This is a genomic window from Pontivivens marinum, from assembly GCF_900231835.1.
Taxonomy (GTDB): domain Bacteria; phylum Pseudomonadota; class Alphaproteobacteria; order Rhodobacterales; family Rhodobacteraceae; genus Pontivivens; species Pontivivens marinum.
In genome coordinates, this window is record NZ_OCTN01000011.1 from 22,439 (window position 1) to 43,787 (window position 21,349).

General features: G+C 56.0%; 19 protein-coding genes. 7 read left to right on the forward strand and 12 right to left on the reverse strand.

The window, feature by feature from the left end; translation table 11 throughout:
* Nucleotides 1-57: 57 nt before the first annotated feature.
* The 3 genes from CR254_RS16435 to CR254_RS16445 all read right to left on the reverse strand — a co-directional run bounded on the left by CR254_RS16435 (nt 58) and on the right by CR254_RS16445 (nt 4,043).
* On the reverse strand, nt 58-972 hold the full coding sequence (locus tag CR254_RS16435) for a sulfotransferase family protein (RefSeq protein WP_180956047.1): 915 nt from the start codon (nt 970-972) through the stop codon (nt 58-60).
* Nucleotides 965-2,044: a glycosyltransferase family 4 protein gene (locus tag CR254_RS16440; RefSeq protein WP_180956048.1), complete on the reverse strand. Its 1,080-nt coding sequence runs from the start codon at nt 2,042-2,044 to the stop codon at nt 965-967. The genes CR254_RS16435 and CR254_RS16440 overlap by 8 nt, the downstream gene beginning before the upstream one ends.
* A gap of 568 nt (nt 2,045-2,612) precedes the next feature.
* Complete coding sequence (locus CR254_RS16445) at nt 2,613-4,043, reverse strand: mannose-1-phosphate guanylyltransferase/mannose-6-phosphate isomerase (protein ID WP_097931946.1); 1,431 nt, start codon at nt 4,041-4,043, stop codon at nt 2,613-2,615.
* Nucleotides 4,044-4,348: 305 nt separating this feature from the next.
* Here CR254_RS16445 and galE point away from each other — a divergent pair, with 305 nt between their 5' ends.
* A complete protein-coding gene (gene galE / locus CR254_RS16450; RefSeq protein ID WP_097931948.1) occupies nt 4,349-5,335 on the forward strand; it encodes a UDP-glucose 4-epimerase GalE in 987 nt (328 codons plus the stop codon).
* 25 nt (nt 5,336-5,360) lie between these two features.
* On the opposite strand, the gene CR254_RS16455 is transcribed toward galE, so the two are convergent.
* The 4 genes from CR254_RS16455 to CR254_RS16470 all read right to left on the reverse strand — a co-directional run bounded on the left by CR254_RS16455 (nt 5,361) and on the right by CR254_RS16470 (nt 10,444).
* The gene (locus tag CR254_RS16455) at nt 5,361-7,487 is read right to left on the reverse strand and encodes a GumC family protein (protein ID WP_097931950.1); all 2,127 of its coding nucleotides are present in this window, start codon (nt 7,485-7,487) and stop codon (nt 5,361-5,363) included.
* 85 nt (nt 7,488-7,572) lie between these two features.
* Nucleotides 7,573-8,343, reverse strand: a complete 771-nt coding sequence (locus CR254_RS16460; RefSeq protein ID WP_097931952.1) for a metallophosphoesterase — start codon at nt 8,341-8,343, stop codon at nt 7,573-7,575.
* On the reverse strand, nt 8,340-9,773 hold the full coding sequence (locus CR254_RS16465; protein WP_180956049.1) for an O-antigen ligase family protein: 1,434 nt from the start codon (nt 9,771-9,773) through the stop codon (nt 8,340-8,342). Before CR254_RS16465 ends, CR254_RS16460 begins: the two co-directional genes overlap by 4 nt.
* Before the next feature lie 65 nt (nt 9,774-9,838).
* Nucleotides 9,839-10,444, reverse strand: coding sequence for a hypothetical protein (locus CR254_RS16470; RefSeq protein ID WP_145996765.1), 606 nt, complete (start codon nt 10,442-10,444; stop codon nt 9,839-9,841).
* Nucleotides 10,445-10,721: 277 nt separating this feature from the next.
* Here CR254_RS16470 and CR254_RS16475 point away from each other — a divergent pair, with 277 nt between their 5' ends.
* Complete coding sequence (locus tag CR254_RS16475) at nt 10,722-11,201, forward strand: hypothetical protein (RefSeq protein WP_097931958.1); 480 nt, start codon at nt 10,722-10,724, stop codon at nt 11,199-11,201.
* A 99-nt stretch (nt 11,202-11,300) separates the two neighbouring features.
* Here the strand turns inward: CR254_RS16475 and CR254_RS16480 are convergent, their stop codons facing one another.
* The 3 genes from CR254_RS16480 to CR254_RS16490 are packed head-to-tail and all read right to left on the reverse strand — an operon-like array spanning nt 11,301 to nt 14,721.
* A complete protein-coding gene (locus CR254_RS16480) occupies nt 11,301-12,329 on the reverse strand; it encodes an NAD-dependent epimerase/dehydratase family protein (protein ID WP_097931960.1) in 1,029 nt (342 codons plus the stop codon).
* On the reverse strand, nt 12,326-13,405 hold the full coding sequence (locus CR254_RS16485; RefSeq protein WP_097931962.1) for a tetratricopeptide repeat protein: 1,080 nt from the start codon (nt 13,403-13,405) through the stop codon (nt 12,326-12,328). The genes CR254_RS16480 and CR254_RS16485 overlap by 4 nt, the downstream gene beginning before the upstream one ends.
* A gap of 20 nt (nt 13,406-13,425) precedes the next feature.
* Complete coding sequence (locus tag CR254_RS16490) at nt 13,426-14,721, reverse strand: UDP-glucose dehydrogenase family protein (protein WP_097931964.1); 1,296 nt, start codon at nt 14,719-14,721, stop codon at nt 13,426-13,428.
* A gap of 263 nt (nt 14,722-14,984) precedes the next feature.
* On the opposite strand from CR254_RS16490, the gene CR254_RS16495 reads away from it, so the two are divergent.
* The 5 genes from CR254_RS16495 (at nt 14,985) to CR254_RS16515 (ending at nt 19,057) form a co-directional block, all read left to right on the forward strand.
* Nucleotides 14,985-15,758, forward strand: a complete 774-nt coding sequence (locus CR254_RS16495; protein WP_145996766.1) for a hypothetical protein — start codon at nt 14,985-14,987, stop codon at nt 15,756-15,758.
* A 36-nt stretch (nt 15,759-15,794) separates the two neighbouring features.
* On the forward strand, nt 15,795-16,061 hold the full coding sequence (locus tag CR254_RS16500; protein ID WP_097931968.1) for a spike base protein, RCAP_Rcc01079 family: 267 nt from the start codon (nt 15,795-15,797) through the stop codon (nt 16,059-16,061).
* 197 nt (nt 16,062-16,258) lie between these two features.
* The gene (gene gmd, locus CR254_RS16505) at nt 16,259-17,320 is read left to right on the forward strand and encodes a GDP-mannose 4,6-dehydratase (protein WP_219618036.1); all 1,062 of its coding nucleotides are present in this window, start codon (nt 16,259-16,261) and stop codon (nt 17,318-17,320) included.
* A 55-nt stretch (nt 17,321-17,375) separates the two neighbouring features.
* Complete coding sequence (gene fcl, locus CR254_RS16510) at nt 17,376-18,311, forward strand: GDP-L-fucose synthase (protein ID WP_097931971.1); 936 nt, start codon at nt 17,376-17,378, stop codon at nt 18,309-18,311.
* A complete protein-coding gene (locus CR254_RS16515; RefSeq protein ID WP_097931973.1) occupies nt 18,308-19,057 on the forward strand; it encodes a WecB/TagA/CpsF family glycosyltransferase in 750 nt (249 codons plus the stop codon). The genes fcl and CR254_RS16515 overlap by 4 nt, the downstream gene beginning before the upstream one ends.
* On the opposite strand, the gene CR254_RS16520 is transcribed toward CR254_RS16515, so the two are convergent.
* Both CR254_RS16520 and CR254_RS16525 read right to left on the reverse strand, forming a co-directional pair.
* The gene (locus CR254_RS16520; protein ID WP_097931975.1) at nt 19,058-20,224 is read right to left on the reverse strand and encodes a glycosyltransferase family 4 protein; all 1,167 of its coding nucleotides are present in this window, start codon (nt 20,222-20,224) and stop codon (nt 19,058-19,060) included.
* Nucleotides 20,221-21,219, reverse strand: a complete 999-nt coding sequence (locus CR254_RS16525; protein WP_145996767.1) for a hypothetical protein — start codon at nt 21,217-21,219, stop codon at nt 20,221-20,223. Before CR254_RS16525 ends, CR254_RS16520 begins: the two co-directional genes overlap by 4 nt.
* Nucleotides 21,220-21,349 lie beyond the last annotated feature (130 nt).

A 21,349-nucleotide genomic window follows, 5' to 3' on the forward strand; every position in this document is an offset into this window, starting at 1 on the left:
CTATCGCTTTCGCTATTATTTGAATAGATGGCAATCGGAGGCATTTTAAATTTGTCCTTATTCGAAATGAATTCCGAATTCTGCGGAGAGCTGTTCGTTCACATTCCTGAATTCGGCGCGCAATTCGGCCAGAACGGCGGTATCCGTGGCGGATTGTGTCAGGGTCTTGTTACTGGTGTTTAGCGTACGATACAGGCTGCGCAGGCGATTATAGGCCGCGCCCTGTGGCAGCAGGTGGCGTACCGCGACATTCAGTTTCTGCAGTTTGCGGCTGGCGGGCATGTAGGTCTCGTTCTCGTGCGGGAAATCATAGCTTTCATAGAAATCCGGCGACAGGCCGACCCACTGCGCGACATCCTTGATAAAGGTGCCCTGATCCTGCCGGACCTCGTCGAAATTGCGCACCATCATGCGGTTCGGGCCGAGATGCTGCCTCCATTCGCGCAGGTGGTGGATATAGGCGGCATTTTCCAGCGCGTTCTGCGCCAGCTCGTTCCCATTGAAATCACAGGTTTTCGCGCGAGCCGCATCCACAAATGTGGCGAAATCCATATGGTCCGGGATCCAGTTCCAGTTATTGTGGAAGTAATTGTACAGCGAATAGATCTGCTGTGACGGTTCGCGCAGGATGAACAGGCATTTGGCATCATTGGCCAGCGCGGGAATAACCGATTTTGCTGTCGCGCTGTACATATAGCCGGGGGTGGATTCGACGATAACCTTTGCGCTGCTGCGGGCGGTTGCGGCGAACTGGTCGCGCCAGCTTTCATATCCTTGACGGATATGTGCTTGGGGGCGGTGCATATGTGTGCCCGGATCGACGAGGAAATAAGTTTCCTTTTCCCGCGATCCGGTGGCGTCAGGATGGGCGGCGATCCATTGATGCACGGAACTGGTGCCTGCCTTTGGCGCCCCTGCGATGAAGAGGTTCGGGATCCATTCCAGTTGTGCGGGGGTGGGTGGCTCATGCATTGACGAGCTCATCCAATATGCCGGTCAGCCGTTCCTGCCAGACCTCGATCGTGAAATCGCGCTGATATGATTCCAGCGCATTGCCGCGCATCGTCTGCAAGGTGCTTTTGCGCAGCGAGAGCAGCATTTCGAACAGGTCATCCTCCGTCAGGTCGAAGCTGTAGCCCGAGATCCCCTCTTCGATCAGCTCGTCCATCGCGCTGCGCCGTGAACAGATAACAGGGGTGCCGTTTCGCAGGGCTTCAGGGATGACCAGCGGCAGCCCCTCCCAGCGGGAGGGCACGACCAGCGCATCCGCATGGGCATACCACGAATCCATGCTGCCCTTTTCCGCCCATCCAGACAGGGTAACCCCCCTGGGCAGATCGATATCGCCACCATCGTTGCGGACCTTTGCCCCCACAACATGCAGCGCCAGATCCGTGCGGTGTTCGGTTGTGCGGCGAAAGGCGCCAAGCAGGATATCCAGCCCCTTTTGCCGGTCAAAGCGCCCGACGAAAAGCAGGTTCAGTCTATCGGGATCAATGCTGGGCCTGTTTGTGGATCGGGCCAGTTCCTGTGTGGGTGCCACCGCATTTTCCAGGGTTTTGTGAACACCCCGATAGCCAAGAGTTCTGGCCAGCCGTTCATCCGCCCGCCCGATATTCAGCACAAGATCGGCCAGCGCGCACAGGTGCCCCTCGATCAGACGGACACAGCGCGCCTGAACCCCCGTCTTGTTTTCATAACGCGATATCGCCCAGCTATGCGCGATATAGACCCCCTTGCCCCGCCATCCGGCCAGACGCAGAAAGACCAGCGCCGCCAGCGAGAATGTGGAGTGGAAAAAGACGATATCCGGTTCGGTTTCGCGCAACATGCGGCGCGATTGTACCAGCATGTTCCAGATGGATTTCAGCCCGCGTTTTTCGGATGCAAAGGTGGAGTGGTGCATCGTGTCGGGCAGGTCCTGTGCGTGCCCCTCCGGAAACAGAAAGACATTGTGCACACGGTCAGGGGTATGACTGTCGAAATTCTGTAAATAGGTGGAAACACCGCCGATCGCTGTTTCGCAGACGTGCAGTATTTTCATTGAATTCTTGTTTACCCCGTTTGCGCGCGCGGACGCCTGTAAACGCGAAGCCCCGGCAATGCGCAGCGGGGCCATACTTGATAAAAAAAATCGCCGCGTTGTCGGCTGTCTGGTGCCATCCGCGGAGGTCGGTCGGGTTGCCGATCGAAAACCGGGCCAGCGTGCCCTGTACCCGCCGCTAGGTTCCGGCGAACCCGTATCCGATCCGTATCTGTTATGGCTACCCGAGCTGCGGCCGGCTTTCCAGACGCCTAGCACGGGTTTTCGCTATTTTTGCAGCGGTTTACGTGGATTGCCGCCCCGTGGTGGCGGTGCTGCGGATCCGGTCGGCGGCTGGATGCTGTTCGCGCGCGGTTATCCGCCCGGAAATCCCGGTATGGATTGTGTTTATGCACTGCTATGTCCCCCTTGCGCGATTAATGCCCGAATGCGGGCGCAGCAAAAGCGCGGCATGTCCGGTTCCGGCATCACCCTGTGCGTGATGCATCGTGCAGGTAAAGATTCCGGTAATTTGCGGCGCCTACCGATACCGGCGCGGGGGATGCCGGTATCGGTAAGGGTTGTGCGGCTATGTGCGGGCGTAGACATCCTCATAACGGATGATGTCGTCCTCTCCCAGATAGGGGCCGGACTGTACTTCGATCAGGTGCAGGTCGACCTTGCCGGGGTTTTCCAGACGGTGAACAGCACCCAGCGGGATGTAGACGGATTGGTTTTCGCCCATCAGTTTACGCTCCTCACCGACGGTGACCATGGCGGCGCCCTCAACCACGGTCCAATGCTCGGAGCGGTGCACGTGGCTTTGCAAGCTGAGCGCGGCGCCGGGGTGCACCATGATCCGTTTCACCTGAAAACGCGGGCCGAGGCTGAGCGTTTCGTACCAACCCCACGGGCGGTGGCAGCGTGGGAAGGTGGTCGCCTGCGGGGCGCCCTTTTCCTTGAGCGCGTTGACCGCCAGTTTCACATCCTGTGCGCTGTCCATATTCGCAACCAGCACCGCATCGCGCATGGCCACGACTGCGATATTGTCGAGGTTCAGGCCGACGAGCTCCTGTGAGGAATCCTCTGCCCTTAGCAGCGTGTTTTTGCAGTCAACAGCTGTGGCTGGCCCGCTGAGGGCGTTACCATTTTCGTCGACGTCCATTTCCGCGGCAACTGCCTTCCATGAGCCGAGATCGGACCAGCGCTCCTCAAACGGAACAACGGTGAGGTTGTTGGCTTTTTCCATCACGGCATAGTCGATGGAGATATCAGGCGCGCCGGCCCATGCCTGCGGGTCCAACCGTAGAAAGCCGAGATCGGGTTTTGCCTTGCTGATGGCGGCCTGCACGGGGGGCAGCAAATCAGGCGCGTGGGTCGCGAACGCATCCAGGATTGTGCGCGCGGAAAACAGGAACAGGCCGGCATTCCATAGGTAATGGCCCGCATTCAGCATTGTAGTTGCGGTTGCGGGGTCCGGCTTTTCGACAAATCGAACCAGCGGTTGCGCGCCTGTGGCTGCGCCCTGCTCCAACTCCAGCCAGCCATAGCCGGTTTCGGGGGTCGTTGGGCGAATGCCAAAGGTGACTATTTGGCCGTTCTGGGCTGCGTGCGCGCCTAGCGACACCGCCGCGCGAAACTCATCTGCATCAGGAATGACGTGATCCGAGGGGGCCACCAACATCAGTGCATCCGGATCGGTCGCGCTCAGATGCAATGCAGCGGCCAGTATAGCGGGGGCGGTGTTGCGGCCCTCAGGCTCAATCAGAACAGCCTCAGGCTCGAACCCTGCTGCCATCATTTGCTCTGTCACGATGAAGCGGAAATCAGACCCCGTGACCACAACTGGCGCGCCATATCCTGACCCTGAAAGCCGTGCCAGGCTTTGCTGAAACAGGCTGGTTTCACCGATCAGAGGGGCGAATTGTTTTGGATAGCTCTTGCGTGACAATGGCCATAGCCGCGTGCCGGAACCACCAGCGAGGATTAGAGGATGGATGGTGGCAGTTGAAGCGGTCATGGTGGCAGTCCTTGGAAGGCTGGGGAAGCGTAGGGGTTTCTATACACCTACTATGACAGCAAGATGTGTTGTTCTGGAATATTTATCACGCTTTGCACTGGAAGTTTCACGGAGTTAAGGACGATATATCGTTGATTTCCATCATCTTCTATAAGCGTAATTGAGTGCGAACTGAATGATTTCAGAAAATACATACTTTCGAGTGCCGTTGATTTTTTGCCGGTATATTGCGTTGATATTGATGTCGATCAGCGCTGTTGCGCATGATAGTTGATTATCCGATTTAACGTGGAAGAGGCAGGCTGATGGCAAATATTCTCGTTACAGGGGGCGCTGGCTACATTGGTAGTCACGCATGTAAGGCGCTGGCGAAGGCAGGTCATGTGCCGATTGCGTATGATAACCTTGTGACAGGTTGGGAGGAGGCCGTTCGTTTCGGTCCGTTTGAGCGGGGCGATCTGCATAGTGGCGACAGGCTAGACGAGGTCTTCGCTAAATGGCAGCCCGAGGCCGTGATGCATTTCGCCGCGCTGAGCAATGTTGGCGAGGCGAGCCGTGAACCGGGTTTGTATTGGCGCAACAATGTTGGTGGCTCGATGGGGCTGTTGGATGCGATGGCCAAGGCGGGATGTCGACGGATCGTGTTTTCCTCAACCTGTGCGACATATGGTGATCGGGACGGCGTGGTATTGGATGAGCAAGCGGGCTTTGCGCCGCTCAACGCCTATGGCGCATCAAAGGCTGCGGTTGAAGCGATGTTGGCCGATTATGGCCGCGCCTATGACATTGCGCATGTGTCCTTTCGCTATTTCAACGTAGCGGGTGCAGATGTGGACGGCGAGATTGGTGAGGCTCATGATCCCGAGACCCACCTGATCCCGCTAGCATTGCAGGCGGCAACCGGTCGGCGCGGGGCGTTGACCCTGTTCGGCACCGATTATCCGACCCCCGATGGCACCTGTATTCGCGATTATGTGCATGTTGAGGATCTGGTTGCTGCGCATATCCTCGGCCTCGACCATCTGGCGCGGGGCGGGGTTGAAACGGCGTTCAACCTTGGCACCGGCCGTGGATTTTCTGTGCGTGAGGTGGTCAGTGCCGTCGCGCGCGTCACCGGCTTGCAGGTTCCCATGATCGAGGGTGCCCGACGTGAGGGGGACGCGGTTGCATTGGTCTCCGGCTCCACCCTTGCGGGGGAAGTGTTGGGCTGGCAGGCAGAGCGTTCAACGCTGGATGCGATGATCGGCTCTGCCTTTGCATGGCATCAAAAGGGTACAGTTTATAAGGCGTAGCGGTTTTACGCGCTACGCTCGGGGTTTATTCTTGGGCGTAGCCGCCGCCATAGGTGTAGTAGCCCTGATAGTAATACTTCCGGTTCCGCGCGTTTTGCTGGTTGAGCACGCCGAAGATGGGAGCACCCTCGTTCTTGGTCTCGTTCAACAGGTTCATGGTTTGACGCACATCCTGCTGACGTGTTTCAGCCCATTTGATGACCAGCGCTATAGCATCGGCGTGATGCGCCAGATAGCGTCCGTCCACCACCGGCAGCATGGGCGGTGTATCCAGAATGATTACCTCGTAATGATCGCGGACCGCCTTCATCAACTCTGTAAACGCCTTGGAGGTTAGCAACTGATCGGTTGGCCGGTTGGAGCGGCCCATTGATGGGATGATTTCCAGATCGGTCAGCGGATCCAGGGCCATGATGTCGGCCAAGGCGACAGGTTCGTCCGCCGGTGCAATCAGATAGTCCAGCAATCCGGTTTTACCTGTTAGGCTCAGTGTTTTGGAGATGGACGGCTTGCGCAGATCACAATCGATCAGCAACGTGCGTTTACCCGAAATCGCATAGGTCCGTGCAAGGCTGAGCGAGGTGGTCGTCTTACCCTCGGCCGGAACGGTGGAGGCAACCATGACTACGGTCACATCGTCCGTACCGCCGCCATTGCGCAGCAAGGTTTGGTCGATGGAGGCGCGCAAACGGCGCAATGCTTCAGCGTAGAAAGATAGCGGCGCCTTAACCACCTGATCCACAGGCGTTTCGCCCGTTTCCTCGATCCGTGGCACAGTGGCAGAAACCGGCAGGTTCAGCACATCTGCGGCCTGCGTATCCGACACGAAGCCGCCCACGTAGAATTCACGCAAGAAGCCCAGACCAACACCCAGACCCAACGATGCCATCAGCGCGAGCGCCAGTGTCAGCTTCTTATCCGGAAAGGAAGGATTGGAGGGCGCAAAGGCAGGCGACACAACGCGGGCATCCGCGATTTGCAGATCGGCCTGTGTTTCAAAGTCGCGCAGACGGCTGAGCAGAGTTTGATACTGGTTCCGCGCCAAGGTTCCACGCTGCTGGATCGAGAAGATTTGTGTCAGCAATTCGGGTGGCAAGTCAGCGCCAAGCACGGAGGAGCGCAGTTCGGATTGGAAATTCGAGGCTTCGGATTCCATATCGGCTAGTTCGGCGCGCAGATCGCTCAACGCGACGCCGGCCTCATCTGCTAGCCGTGCCTCCAATGCATCCAGTTCGGCGCGCAGGTTGATTGCCTCATCCGAGGCGGCATTGGCAATTTCTGCGGTCAGTGCGTCGCGCTGGCTTTGCAGTGCCATCAACGTGTCATCCTGTAGCGAGGCTGCAATTTCCGCCCAGTTACCCAGTTGGATATTGCGGCTGACTTCGTTCGCGATAACGCGGCTCTGCGTTGAGGTGTCGCGGATTTCCTCCAATGCCTCACGCAGGGCAGTCAGATCGCTGCGGCCGGTTTCCTGCTCGATGCGGGAGAAGTTCAGGTCGATGAAGTCGTCAAAGGCGCGTTCGGAGGCGACCAGCTCGGAATCGGCCTGTGTGATACGGGCCTGAATGATATCGCGGGCCGCCAGCGCACTGCCGATTTTCGCCTGAATTTGCTGATCGATATAGGTTTGGGCTGTAATATTTGCCAGATCAGCCGCGGTTTGCGGGCTTTCTGATGTGACCCGCAGTTCAACCAGATAGGTCAGGCCACGGCGGCTGACGCTGATAGCATCGCTGAACTTGTTCACCACGCCCTTGAGCAGAACCTCGGGGGAGACATCTGTTGTTTCCTCGAATCCGAGGATCGCCTCGACCCGGTCCCGCAGGCTGAGCTGTACGCCGAATTCCGGCGAGGAGACCAGATCGGCATTTTGCACCACGGCCAAGGCAATCGCCTCGGACCGCATGATCTCAACCTCGGAGGAAACGCGCGCATTATCCGAGGAGGCCGATGTCTGTCGCTCGGCCGTGTCTAGTAGATTCGCGGAAGACGGATCAATCAAGATCAGCGTCGAGGCTGTATAGAGTGGTGTTAGCGAGAACAGCCACAATGTTGTCAGGCCGAGTATCAGCACAACTGTGTAAAGAATGACGTGCAGCTGTCGGCGTAGCACGCCCAGCAATCCGCGGATGTCGATGTCGTTTTGTTCCATGTGGATTGCCGAAACCTTTAAATAACTTCAATTCGGTGTGCTATTCGGAAAGTCGAGTAGCAAAACAGCCAAGCGTAAACTAGCCCTAAACGGTTTGTATGACACAAGGAAGTTCAATGCGGTGCAGCCGTATGGCCGTCAATGGACCGCCGGAATAGGCGCCGGTATCCGCATTAATACGCCAGCCTAACAATTCGGGCTCCTGGCAGGGCGTGTGCCCATGCACGATCACCCGATCAAGCGGGGCGTCATGGTGCAGAAAGGGGTCTCGTATCCACAACAGCGCGCGTTCCTCCTGCATGTCCAGCGCGCGGGTCGGATCGACGCCTGCGTGACATAGGAAATGGGTCTGTGTGGTAAAGGCTAGCGGCAGGTTGGTTATAAAATCAAGGTGCTCGTCAGGGATCATGGCCTGCACCATTTGCGCGGCATGCCGCGGGGCTGCCTGCATCTGATCTGTATATAATCCGTAGGAGGCCAGTGTTTCGCGCCCGCCCACATCCAGCCACGGTGCCTGTAGATCAGGCGCATTCAGGAAATCTTCGAACATAACCTCGTGATTACCCTTGAGGTTATGGCGCATGATGCCATCAGGTGGCGGGGCGATAAGCCGGTCCAACACGCCCGCGCTGTCAGGCCCGCGATTGACGTAATCACCCAGCGTGACAATGCGAGCGCTATCCTCGCCCCGCGCGTGGGCATCGGCGAGAATTGCGTCTTCTAACCGGCAAAACTGGTCGAGATTGCCGTGAATATCACCCACCGCATAAAGAGGCCCCTCAGGAAGGGGCATCACGGGGGCATATATGCGTGCCTGTTTGGGGCGCCGTCCGAATAAGCGCGCGAGCGTGCTCATGATCTGCGCCGACGTTTTCGTCGTCGCGAATGTGTTTGCGCGGCTGGTATAGCGGGATCGCCTGCCGCTGCTGATTTCTCGGCTGCTTTGTGCGCGACCGGGGAGCTGGCCTTATGACCGCCAAGGGCCAGCGCGACCAAGGCCAAAAACAGCCAGACATTTGCCTGCATCTCGAGGCTGAAATCGACCAAGGAGTGAGTGGCACCTGTCGCGATCACCCCGGCGCCGATAGCCGGTAGAACGATGTCGCTATCACGCCGCAGCGCTGCAATTAAGCACGCGAAGAAGGCTGCTCCCACTAGTAGCAATGGAATTGAGCCGAATAATATACCGGTTTCCGACCAGTGGGCCAGATAAGTAGAGTGCGCGCGTGCCCAACTAAATTCCGGTGAGACTGGGGGGGCACGGAATGCGCGATAAACAACTTCGAAGCTATCGGCACCCCAGCCGACGACAGGGCGCTGTGCAATCATATCCAAAACCTGACGATAGACGGCCAGCCGGACATTTGCATCCTGTTCAACACCGCCGAGGCGATCAACCAGAGTGCCGCCATAGAGCCACGCTGACAAGCTTCCAACTATTATTAGGATCACTGGGACTAGCAAAAGTGTTCCCCGGCCCAACCCCAAGCGCCGAGCCAAAATCAGGGTTGTGGTAAGGCCAGTACCGATAAGACCAGCAAACACGCCCATCCGTGAATTCGTTTGGAGTATTGTTGCCAGCAAAACCAGACCGATCAGGATCATCAGGTAGATATGCATTGTGCTCGCATCGGTCAAACGCGTGGTGACGCTGCTGCTGTGCATGCTATTGCGACGTGTCGCGCGGTCAGCGGCCAGCCCCAGACATGTAATCATGCCCATCGCAAGGAAAGTCGCGAATGAATTGCGGTTTACGAACGGTCCGGTTGCTGATCCCAGATAGGCCCATTTTTCGAAGAGCAGGATCGTATCGTCAAACTGGATCAGTGCCAGCAATCCGTAGAGCGCCCAGCCGACCACGATAAAGACGAGCATCTGTGCGATGTATTTCGCGCGATCCCGATTACCTGCGATTTGTAGAACCAACATGAACACCATGCCGTAGCCAGCGACGCGCAGGGCGGCCACAGTGGTGGCGCCAGGGGTCAGGCTGAGCGTATTCGTCGTGATCACCAGCCCCGAGGGCAGCGCGGTTTCGAACCCGCCCAGCATCAGGCCCAGCGGCAATATTTGGACGATCAACCATCCCAGATAGAGCCCGCCCAATATAATCGCGGGCTTCATCCAAGGTGTCGATATGCGAATGCGTTCACCGCGTAGCGCAAAGGAGCCGAAATAGATCGCGCCGCCCAGCCCTGCGATCAGCGCGCCAAAGGCCCAGAACACGGGGCGGTTTGAGCCCAATGGCAGCGGAGAGAGTGCCAGTGCGATCAGAATCGCCACCATCAGAAACGTTTGTGGACTGTTTTTAGTGCGAGGACGTGATCCGAGCGTAGATGTCGCCATTGTATTCATCCCTGTAGGCCCTGCCCGATATTTCTGACATTTCTAAGGAACCTTCTCTGCTCCGCGGGCGTCAGGGTTTCAATGAGTCCTACGATCCGGTTGCGAAACTGCTCGTCTGACAGGTAGCGCTGCGCCAGGCGGCCGACGCCGCGGCGGCTTTGCGCCAGAACCAATAGATCTGCGTCCTGTCCTAGGGCCTGTTGTGTCTCTGTTTGTAAAACTTCGATCCGCTCATCCAGTCGCGCCCTGCGCAATGCGATCCACAGTTCGTATGGTGCTGTTTGGCGTGAATATTCAAGCGCGGTGAAGGCATCCGGGATATTTCCACGTTCGATTTCCAGAACCGCCTTAACCCACCATATAAAGCTGTCGCTTGGGGCGTGGGCAAGCGCATGGTCTGCCTGTGTTTCGCAATGTGTAAGAATCGCCTGCCGCTGCGCTTCATCCGCCTGCAAAATACCGACATCGCTGATCGTATCGATGCACAGGTCGAGTGCGCGTTTGTGCGAATCGGTTGAGAGCCCGACTCGCGGCCTGCCTGATTCCATCGCCTGCATGCGCGTGGACTGTGAATGACCCGCACCCAGTACCGCGCCAAGTTCACTCGTCAAAACCGGAATTGCAGCTACAACGAGCAAAACGCCCGCTATAGCTGGATAAATAGATTTCATCGCTGCACGTACCCCCGGAGCATAGCTACCCTATCTGAAAAACGAGGGGAAGTTACGTTATTATCAATCCATTAGTTTCAGAGTGACGTCAGAAATCGTATTTTTTTGAGTCACTGCACGTAAGGTTCGAGATATCGGTTGAATTTTTGGTGCAGTGCGACGTAAACCCATGTATAACATCACATATCAAAGCCATTTCTTTTGTTTGGAGGCTATCATGACCCTCACTTTCCGCGCTGCACTTGCAGCTATCGCGCTCGTGCTTGCGCCTTTGTCAGCCTCCGCTCAGGATGATGGACGTGCATTTGACGAGCAAATCGCTGATCAGATTAGTGCAGCATGTGGCTCGGACGCCGGGGCATGTGCCGCGATCCTCGCGCAAGTTCCTGCAAACAGCCCGCTGCATGAGCAGGCTATGACTGCTGCTGTTTCCAGCGGGATGTCCGATGCAGAAGTTGCGCAGGTCGCTTCGGCAACCAAGCTGTCCCCAGCACAGGCCCAGCGTGTTCAAACTGTTGCCACTGTACAGGGTCGCACATCCGTCGCTGTAACCACAGCTATTGCACAATCCGTTACCACACCGACATCGTCGACCACGACCACAGCTGGTGGTGGTGCAGGTACCACGACCGGCAACACCGGTTCGACTGCTGGTGATGATGACGACGATGATGAAGATGAAGGCAGCGCTGCATAAGCGACAGCTTACATCGATACGATATTTAAAGGGGGTTTTTGCCCCCTTTTTTCGTGCGCAATATATAGAATTAGATGTGGGTCCTCGAAAAGCAGCGTTTCAGCCGTGGCGTTCGCGGTACCAGTCCACAAAATTAGCTACGCCCGTGCGCAGATCTGTCTGGGGCAGCGGTGCGTCGGTTAGTGCCTGATACAAATCGGTGCTAGCCCAAGTTGCAGGCACATCACCCTTTTGCATCGGCATTAATTTGCGCCCGGCCTTTTGGCCCATCGCAGCCTCAATCGCCTCAACGAAATCACCCAGTCGACTGGGCGCGCCATTGCCTATATTGACCACACGCCATGGTGCGGCTGGGCTGAGGCTGTCGGCGGGATCGGAGGTGAAGCCATCACGTTCATCGGCCTGTGGCGGCTGCACGTCGATCAGCGCGGTGATTCCCGCGACCAGATCTCCGACATAGGTGAAGTCGCGTGCCATATCTCCGCCATTATACAGCTCGATCGGTTGACCGGCCTGCATTGCATTGACGAATTTATACAGTGCCATATCCGGCCGACCCCATGGGCCATATACGGTAAAGAATCGGAACAGCGTCGTGGGAATGCGCCACAGATGCGCATAGGAATGGGACATCGCCTCATTCGCCTTTTTCGTGGCGGCATATAAGGTTAGCGGGTGGTCGGCTGCGTGGATCTCGGCGAAAGGCATTTCGGTATTCGCACCATAGGCAGAGGAGGTCGAGGCCATCATCAGATGCGCGGGTTCATGCATCCGCGCGATTTCCAGCACGTTGAAACCACCGACCAGATTTGCTTCCACATAGGCGCGGGGGGCCTCAAGGCTGTAGCGCACGCCCGCCTGCGCGGCGAGGTGCACAATCAGATCAGGGCGCGCGGCGTTGGCTGCCGCCTCCAGCGCGGGCATATCCTCCAGCATCGCCTCATGCGCCGTGAAGTTGGGGTGCTGCCCCAGTAAGGCATGGCGATCGCGTTTCAGGCTGACATCATAATAATCCGTCATGCCGTCATAGCCATGGACCACCCACCCCGCGTCGAGCAGGTGCTGCGCGAGGTGGAAGCCGATAAAGCCGGCGGTCCCTGTGATCAACGCATGACGGCGATCCTTCATGTTTGACGTGCCGCCCGCGCAAGTGCGATGGAAAGGTCGCGACCCAATGGCTCTAACGTGCAATCACCCGGAACATTGTTGTCAGGGCACCACTGGGCCAGAGCCTGAAGCGTTAAGTTGTCGATTTCACCAGTTGGCGGGCCCTGATAAACCCCCTCGTCGCGGAGAACATGCTGTAGGGCGAGTGCATATTGTTCTGGATTGCGCTGTGCCAACTGGAACCATGCGCCCGTCACTCCGTTGAGCGCCAGTTCGTTTAGCAATGCCAGACCCTGATCGGGATCTGCATCAACGCCGCGCCCCACGAGAAGAGACAGGCCAACCTGCATACCTGAGAAATCGTCCCCCGCAGAATAGCCCTGTGTGAAATAGGTGTAAGCGCGTTCCACATCCCGCTCTACATCTGTTCCACGCAGATAGACGAGACCCAGCGCCCTATATGCGAGCGGGTCGTTCCCGACGGCCAATTCCTCATAGAGCGAAATCGCGCGCTGCGGATCATAGGATGGGTTGGTCGGCGTAAGAGCGGCAGCTGCAAGGTCGAGTTGCGCTGCGGTACTACCCTGTGCGATCAGGCGGCTCCGCGTTTGTGCGGCCTCGTCCGGGCGGTCTTGGCTGTCGAGAATATTGGCGAGCCTGCGGCCCGCAGCTAAATCACCAGCCTCAAGCGCCTCTGTGAGTACAGCAATCGCGGCATCGGGGCTGTATGTCGCACTCTCTTCAGTCGTATAGAGGCGCAACAGAATGCGCTGCGCCTGTTCATTCCCGTTCACACGCAGAATATCCAGATACGGGATCGCCTGCTGCGGATCGACCTCGATCCCGTTGAGACCATTTAAGTATCCAAAAGCCAGATTGCTGGTTGCGCGGTCATCGCCCGTGAGAGACAGGCGTTCAAGCTGCCGTACGGCATAAGCTCGCCTGGCGGGGTTGGCACTATCGATTAATATCTTCCGAGCCTTAGGGAAGGTCAGGCTGGACTCGAGAGTGATATCGGGCGTGGCGCAGGCGCTCAGCGCAGCTAACACCAAAAATGTCTTTGCAATATTAAGGATTTTCATGTTGATTCCTTGCATTTATAATTTTCGAATAGGGATCATCCTACTGAAGTGTAGGTAAATCCTGAATTTTGCAGCTCATCTGGTCGATATATATTTCGGAGATCAGCAATTTTAGTACCACGCATGACGTGGCGCAGGCGTGTGAGGTCTAGCGCGCGAAATTCGTTCCATTCGGTTAGTAGGACAACGGCGTCGGCGCCCTCTGCGGCGGCATATGCATCATCGTGCCAACTGACCCCTGGCAGCATGTGCTCCCCCTCGCTTCGGCCCTGAGGATCGGTGACGCGGACCTCAGCCCCAGCGCCGACAAGGGCGGGAACGATGGTCAGGGAAGGTGCCTCACGCATGTCATCGGTATCAGGTTTGAAGGTCACACCCAATATGGCCACCCGTTTTCCGGACGGTGTACCCAGCATATTGAATATCTTGTCGACCATACGCCGCTTTACCGCTTCGTTTACCTCAATCACGGTTTCTACGATGCGTTGTGGCACAGCATGTTCCTGACCGATACGGGCCAGTGCACGGGTATCTTTCGGAAAGCATGATCCGCCATAACCGGGGCCTGCATGTAGAAATTTCGGGCCAATGCGGCCATCCATCCCCATGCCCTTTGAAACCTGCTTAACGTCCGCGCCCACACGTTCACACAGGGCGGCGATTTCGTTGATGAAGCTGATCTTGGTCGCCAAGAACGCGTTGGCGGCATATTTGATCATCTCGGCTGAGGCCAAGTCGGTAAACATGATAGGCGCATCGCGCAGGCTGAGTGGCCGGTAGATGGTTTGCATGACATCGCGGGCGCGGGCGCTCTCAATCCCTACAACGACGCGGTCGGGGCGCATAAAGTCCTCGATCGCAGCCCCTTCACGCAAGAATTCAGGATTAGAGGCGACGTCGAAATCAGCATCCGGCGCGGTTTCGCGCAGTAGGGCGGCGACGGCTGCATTCGTCCCAACGGGCACCGTCGATTTTGTCACAACGACTGTATAACCTGTCAGCGCGGCGGCGATTTCACGTGTCGCAGCCATCACAAAGGTTAGGTCGGCATGGCCGTCACCCCGCCGGGTTGGTGTCCCCACTGCGATAAAGACTGCATCGGCTGCTGCAACGGCTGCCGCGAGATCTGAAGTGAAGTCCAGGCGACCGGCCGCCACATTGCGCGCCATCAGGTCCTCAAGACCGGGTTCATATATCGGCACATCGCCAGCCTTTAGGCGATCAATCTTGGTCGTATCACGATCCACACAGGTCACATCATGGCCGAAATCAGAGAAGCATATTCCCGAGACCAAACCCACGTAACCCGTTCCGATCATTGCGATGCGCATGTTACGTTTTCCCTGTGCCGTAAGTCGATTTGAGTATCGCCACTCAGTCAGCGGAAGCCAAGAGTTAGTCTGCTATGCCAACCTGCGGCGTGTGTGGATATGCTATCGAAACGGCTTATTAACCTTTGGGGGGTATTGTCTACCTGCTGGCTTAACGATTGTGTGAGTCAATGGATATCCATCATGAGTTTAAGGGGCCCTCACGCCATCAAAATTCTTATGGAGAATCATGTTGAAGCCCCTGCAGTAGGAAATGCTTCAATATGCCAAACTTCTCAATGCAGCCTTACCCCTCAGCCGTCGCGATCACAGGGCGCGCATCTTGGACGCCGGCTGCGCTCGAATCCGATGTTGCCCTATGGCTAGACGCACGCAGTGTTACCTCCTCCCCCGGTGCACCTGTTTCTGTTTGGCCTGATCGTTCGGGGCACGGGCGGGATGTGTCCAGTCCACAGGGGGCGGTCGCACCCGTCGTTGGGTCCAAACTGCTTCAAGGCCACGATGCACTGCTCTTTGATGGCACTGAAATGACGGTGCCAAATCTGGGCAATGACTTGCCGCTTTCTGCATTTTGGGTGGCATTTCCGCAGCCGCAAACCTCAAGCGTACCTTATCCGAGCTACTTCTATGTTGACGGGTCAGGATTGCGATCGGATGCGCGCAAACCAATGATGAACGGATTGCGCGATCAGCCCGGCCGCTGCACGTTATGGGTTGGTACTGTCGGGCATACTGTGAGCTTTGACCCCGATAGCCCGCATTTGGGCATGGTCAGAAGCGATCTGACGCATGGATATGCTGCTGGAGTAAATGGTGAGGCTCCCAATACCAAAACCCAATCTCCCGGGCTTGATCCATCCAGCGGAATGGGTGGGATCGGATCATCTTCAGGCACATGCGCGTGGGGCGAGTTTCTGGTGTTATCAGTGCGTACGGATGCGCAAACCACACAACGCATCGAGGGCTATCTGGCACACCGCTGGAATTTGCAATCGTTACTTCCGGTGGACCATCCGCATCGCGGCAAAGCCCCATAGTCGATTGTTTTCAATTCAAATATACAGGAAAAAATAATGCATAATCCATTTACTTCAAGAAGTTCGACTATTTCTGGCCCGGGGACCGATTATCTGCCCGTGACGCCAAGCGATACTAATGACCTGTCTGACATTGCGGTGTCCCTTTATGTTGAGAACGGTGGCGATGTAACATTCCACTCTATACGCGGAACGCAAAGGACTGTTGCGGTTGGTGATAATAGCTGGCTGCTATGCGGTGTCTCTCGTGTTTTTGAAACAGGTACGACGGCAACTGGCCTGCATGCCGTAGTGATTGGCTGAACCTGAGCGCCAGTACCATTGAAAACCAGCGCTCCCGGAACGCTCGGGTGCGCTGAATTTTCCACAGTGCCATTCGATCCGGCGTGTAACTGAACATTCCGATTAGTAGATTTATGTTTGAGAGTGCGATTCACGACTTCCGTATCGAAATTTTTGCATTATTAAGATGTAATCGGCTTCCCAGAAGGAGAATTCACTTGAAACGAGCCCTTATTACCGGCGTAACTGGGCAGGATGGTGCCTATCTGAGTGAATTGCTGCTTTCGAAAGGTTACGAGGTCCACGGCCTCAAGCGGCGCGCGTCCTCCTTTAATTCTGCGCGCATCGACCATCTATATCAGGATCCGCATGAAAGTGATGTTCGGTTCCACCTGCATTACGGTGACATGACCGACAGCACCAACCTGATTCGGCTGGTGCAAGAAGTGAAGCCTGATGAGATCTATAACCTCGCGGCTCAGTCACATGTTGCGGTCAGCTTTGAGACGCCAGAGTACACGGCGAATGCAGACGGTATCGGGACATTGCGTATTCTTGAGGCGATCCGGATTCTGGGTATGGAGAAAACCTGCCGGTTTTATCAAGCGTCTACTTCGGAGCTGTACGGTCTGGTTCAAGAAGTCCCGCAGCGTGAGACAACTCCGTTTTACCCACGCTCACCCTATGCTGCCGCCAAGATGTATGCTTACTGGATTACAGTGAATTACCGCGAAGCATATGGCATGCACGCGTCAAATGGCATTCTGTTCAACCATGAAAGCCCGCTGCGCGGCGAAACTTTCGTTACGCGCAAAATTACACGGGCGGCGGCTGCGATCTCCTTGGGGCTGCAGGACCGGCTGTATCTGGGCAATATGGACGCCAAGCGTGATTGGGGACATGCCCGCGATTATGTCGAAGGTATGTGGCGTATTGTGCAGGCCGATGAGGCCGATGATTTCGTATTGGCAACCGGCGTAACACAAACTGTTCGTTCATTCGTAGAGGCGGCCTTTGCTGCCGTGGATATTACGATCCATTGGAAAGGGCAGGGCGTTGATGAAAAAGGCTATGATGCGAATGGCCGTCTGCTGATTGAGGTGGATCCACGCTATTTCCGCCCAACCGAGGTGGAGTTGCTGATCGGCGACCCAAGCAAAGCACGTGAAAAGCTGGGTTGGTCACACACAACGTCGCTGGCCGAAATGGTTACAGAGATGGTGCAAAGCGATTTGAAGGTTGTTCAGCAGGAGCGTGCGCGTAAAGATCGCCACGGGTAACCGTATGATTTGACGTGCTTATAACATGACTATGAGAAAGCAAGGCAGTAAGCTCATGGAATACGATCTGAACGCCAAGCGCATCTGGGTGGCCGGCCATCGTGGTATGGTCGGATCGGCATTGGTGCGCCGGTTGGAGCAGGAACCTTGCGAGGTCATCACGGCGGGCCGCGAAACGGTCGATCTGACAGATCAGGTGGCCGTGACAGATTGGATGCAAAAAGAGCGACCAGACGCGATTGTTCTGGCCGCGGCCAAGGTTGGCGGTATTCATGCAAATAACTCGCAACCTGCGGAGTTTTTGCGCGACAATTTGGTCCTGCAAACCAACGTTATTCACGCGGCCTATCAGATCGGCGTGGAGAAGCTGCTCTTTCTGGGTTCCTCATGCATCTACCCCAAATTCGCGCCCCAGCCAATTCGTGAGGATGCTCTGCTGACCGGAGCATTGGAGCCTACAAATGAATGGTATGCGATTGCCAAGATTGCGGGCATCAAGATGTGTCAGGCGTACCGTCGGCAATATGGTTGCGACTACATCTCCGCACAGCCCACCAACCTGTACGGGCCAGGCGATAATTATGATCTGAGCACCTCGCATGTTTTACCCGCGCTGTTGCGTAAGTTTCATGAGGCAAAGCAGGCAGGCGCGCCCTCTGTGACATTGTGGGGATCAGGCACGCCGCTGCGTGAATTCCTGCATGTGGACGATCTGGCGGATGGGTTGGTGCATCTGCTCAAGACATATTCTGACGAGGTTCCGGTCAATGTGGGATCCGGGGTTGAAGTCACAATCCGCGCGTTGGCAGAAACTATTGCGGATGTTGTTGGATACGAGGCCGAGCTGGTCTTCGATTCAACAAAACCTGACGGGACGCCGCGCAAGCTGATGGACTCGGGATTGCTGCATTCGCTAGGCTGGAACCGTGCGCGGGGTCTGCATGATGGGATTTCGCAAACCTACGCATATTGGCAAAAAGATCAGGCATGAGCGTTAAGCCCGACACTTTCGACGTCTTAGGTATCCCGATTGCAGTCACCTCGCTGCCTGATGCGCAGGCGCGGATTGAGGGGTGGGCTGCCGATCAAACGGGGCGCTACGTTGGTGTGCGCGAGGCGGCAAGCAGTATGGCGATGAGTGACGATCCGGATCTGTTGGCCATCGCACAGGGCGCGGCGATGAATGTCCCAGATGGCATGCCGTTGGTTTGGATTGGCAAATTAAGAGGCCTTCCTGTTCAACGTACCTGCGGGCCCGACCTGATTGATCATATGATGGCGACATCTGCGCAAAGCAGGCTAAAACATTATCTGTATGGCGGCAAAGAGGGTGTGGCGGATACGTTACGAGCCGTTTTTGAGAGCCGATATCCCGGCGTGCAGATTGTAGGGACAGAATGCCCGCCATTCCGCGCCCTGACACAGCAAGAAGATGCCGCAGTTGTTGAGCGGATCAGCGCGAGCGGTGCAGATGTGGTTTGGGTTGGCATCTCCTCGCCCAAGCAGGATGTATGGATGCGCGATCATGTGGATGCTCTGCCACAGACATTGATTGGCGTGGGCGCTGCGTTTGACTTCCATTCAGGTGCCGTTCAACGGGCGCCGGTCTGGATGCAAAAATCCGGTCTAGAATGGTTGCACCGTTTGTCGAGCGAGCCGCGGCGACTGTGGCGGCGCTATCTGATACTGGTCCCCCGCTTTGCCTGGCGGGTATTGCGCGCGGAAGTTCAGCGATAATTAGCCCCGCAAGGCCTGTTTCTTAGCCTCATCATAGATTTTTTCGAGCTGACCAAGATTGGCTGCGGGTGAAAAATCATGCTGGAACTGATCGCGTGCGGCCCTACCCAGTTGTGTGAGTGTATCGGGATCTGCAAAGGTTGCGCGCACTGTATCCGTTAAATCCTGCACATTTCCGGGTTCGAACAGCGCACCCGTGCGCCCGGGCGTAACAATTTCAGCCATTGAACCGAGGCGTGAGGCGATTACTGGTAAGCCGGCGCCGAATGCCTCTGCGATCGTCATGGGGAACCCCTCATACCATAGCGAAGGCATCATAAGGGCGCGGGCCTTGAGCATATGCGCGCGGACTTCTGCGGGCGTTACGGACCCGGCAAAATGCACGTTGCTGGGTGACGAGGCGCGAAGGGCATCAGCTTCAGGGCCATCGCCCAAGATTGTTAGAGGAATGTCAGGTAGGGCGCGCCATGCATCCACCAGCACCTGTACGCCTTTCTCAGCGGATAACCGGCCCACGAAAAGCGCCCCTGCGCGGCCCTGTCCCTCGGGCTGTTCGGGGGCATGGATGAAGTTCGGCTTCACGACGATCCGCTCAGCAGGCAACCCGCCCTCAATGAACTTGTCCCGTGCGAAATCTGTCAACGCGATGAAGCGATGCACATGCTTGTCAAAAGTTTCACGCTGCCGCGCCTGATGCTGCATATTCACCACGGCGAGCGAACCGGGCAGGGAGCCACGATAGCAGCGGTGGCGTATTCCGTTGAGGATACTGCCCGTCAGGCAATCCTCGCACACGCGCCCTTCACGTAAAAATTGCGCCCCGGCACACAGCAAGCGGTAGTTGTGCAGAGTTTGCACCACACCCACGCCGGCCTGTGCGGCGGCGGTATGCACGGCCGGTGTGAGGCGTGGGAAAAAGTTGTGGATATGCACAACCTCCGCACCTGTGCGCGCCAGTAAGTCACGCATCCATGCCTCTCGCTGCGGGTCGTATGCCGTGCGTAAAAAGGTGCGCACCTTGGCGCTGAGCCCGTGAATATCTGTATTGCTCACCACCTCAACATCCACGTCGTGTCCCGCAGCGCGCAGCAGGGTTTCCTCTGCTGCGACGACTGCATCCTCCCCACCACGCTGCTGGTAAGCGTTATGCAGGATGAGGATTTTCATTGGGCATAGGCCTGTGTCGAGGCATCCGAGTTCACCATAGGCTGCACCGCAGTTTGTGGTTGTGCGACGCTTTCGCACCGCAACACGAATGCAAGGGCAAGCCAGTAGAGTAGATATGTTGCAACATTGTCTGTCATGAACATGAATACAGTATAGAGCGCAGTGAGGGCGACAAGCCGTCCACCTTGCAGGGATCGCCACAAGGCATAGACAACCAGCAGCACGCCAACGGCCCCATAGTCCACAGAAATACGTAGAAAATCGTTATGCAGCAGTGGAAAGTTGGTTTCAGCAAGCTCAGGTAATGTCGCTAGAGTGAATGTACTCTTTCCCGGGCCATGCCCCATGAGAAATGTAATAATGCTGGATTGTTGTGATATAGTATCCGAGAAATATAGCGTTGCGAAATACCTTCCAGATGATATTTCGTTTGGCGGCACGAATACATCGAGATATTTTTGCAATATAATCGATACCATTTCGTATGCGACCACACTATTAAGGCAAAAGACCAAAGCACCGCCCAGCAGTAACCCGGTACACAATCGATAAATTCCACTTTTAGCGATTAAATTCCGCCCACCCATATGGAATGCCATGTCGAAAAGTATAACCACAATTACAGCGCCAATAGCGATGCGTTTGAACAGCAACAACGAAATTAGCAATGTTACAGCGAATAATGCATAGCGTCGCTGTGTATAAAACAGAATGCCAACCAATGGTGCTACCAGCCCAAACGAAGATTCCGATACAATACTACCAGAACGAAACACTGCAGATGTGTCCAGAGCAGCTAAAGACGACAGGCCAGGTAATGCGACGATACCAGTAGAAATCACAAGTAATATTGCCGTAATCTTGTGTGTTTTGAAGTGGATAGTGAACATTAGGAGTGACGCTGAAATAAAGATGAACTCTTTGATCGCGATGAATCCGTTTCCAAGCCTCAATACGTTTGCCATAAAAAATACGATAAGAACACCAATAAACACGCGGTTCACCCGTAAATTGGATATCAATATTACCTCTGATAGCACAAGCAGGGGTATTATGTATAATATGTATCTTATTGGAGAATTTTGCCCAATATTTAGGTATATAGGCATAAAGGATGCGTAAAAA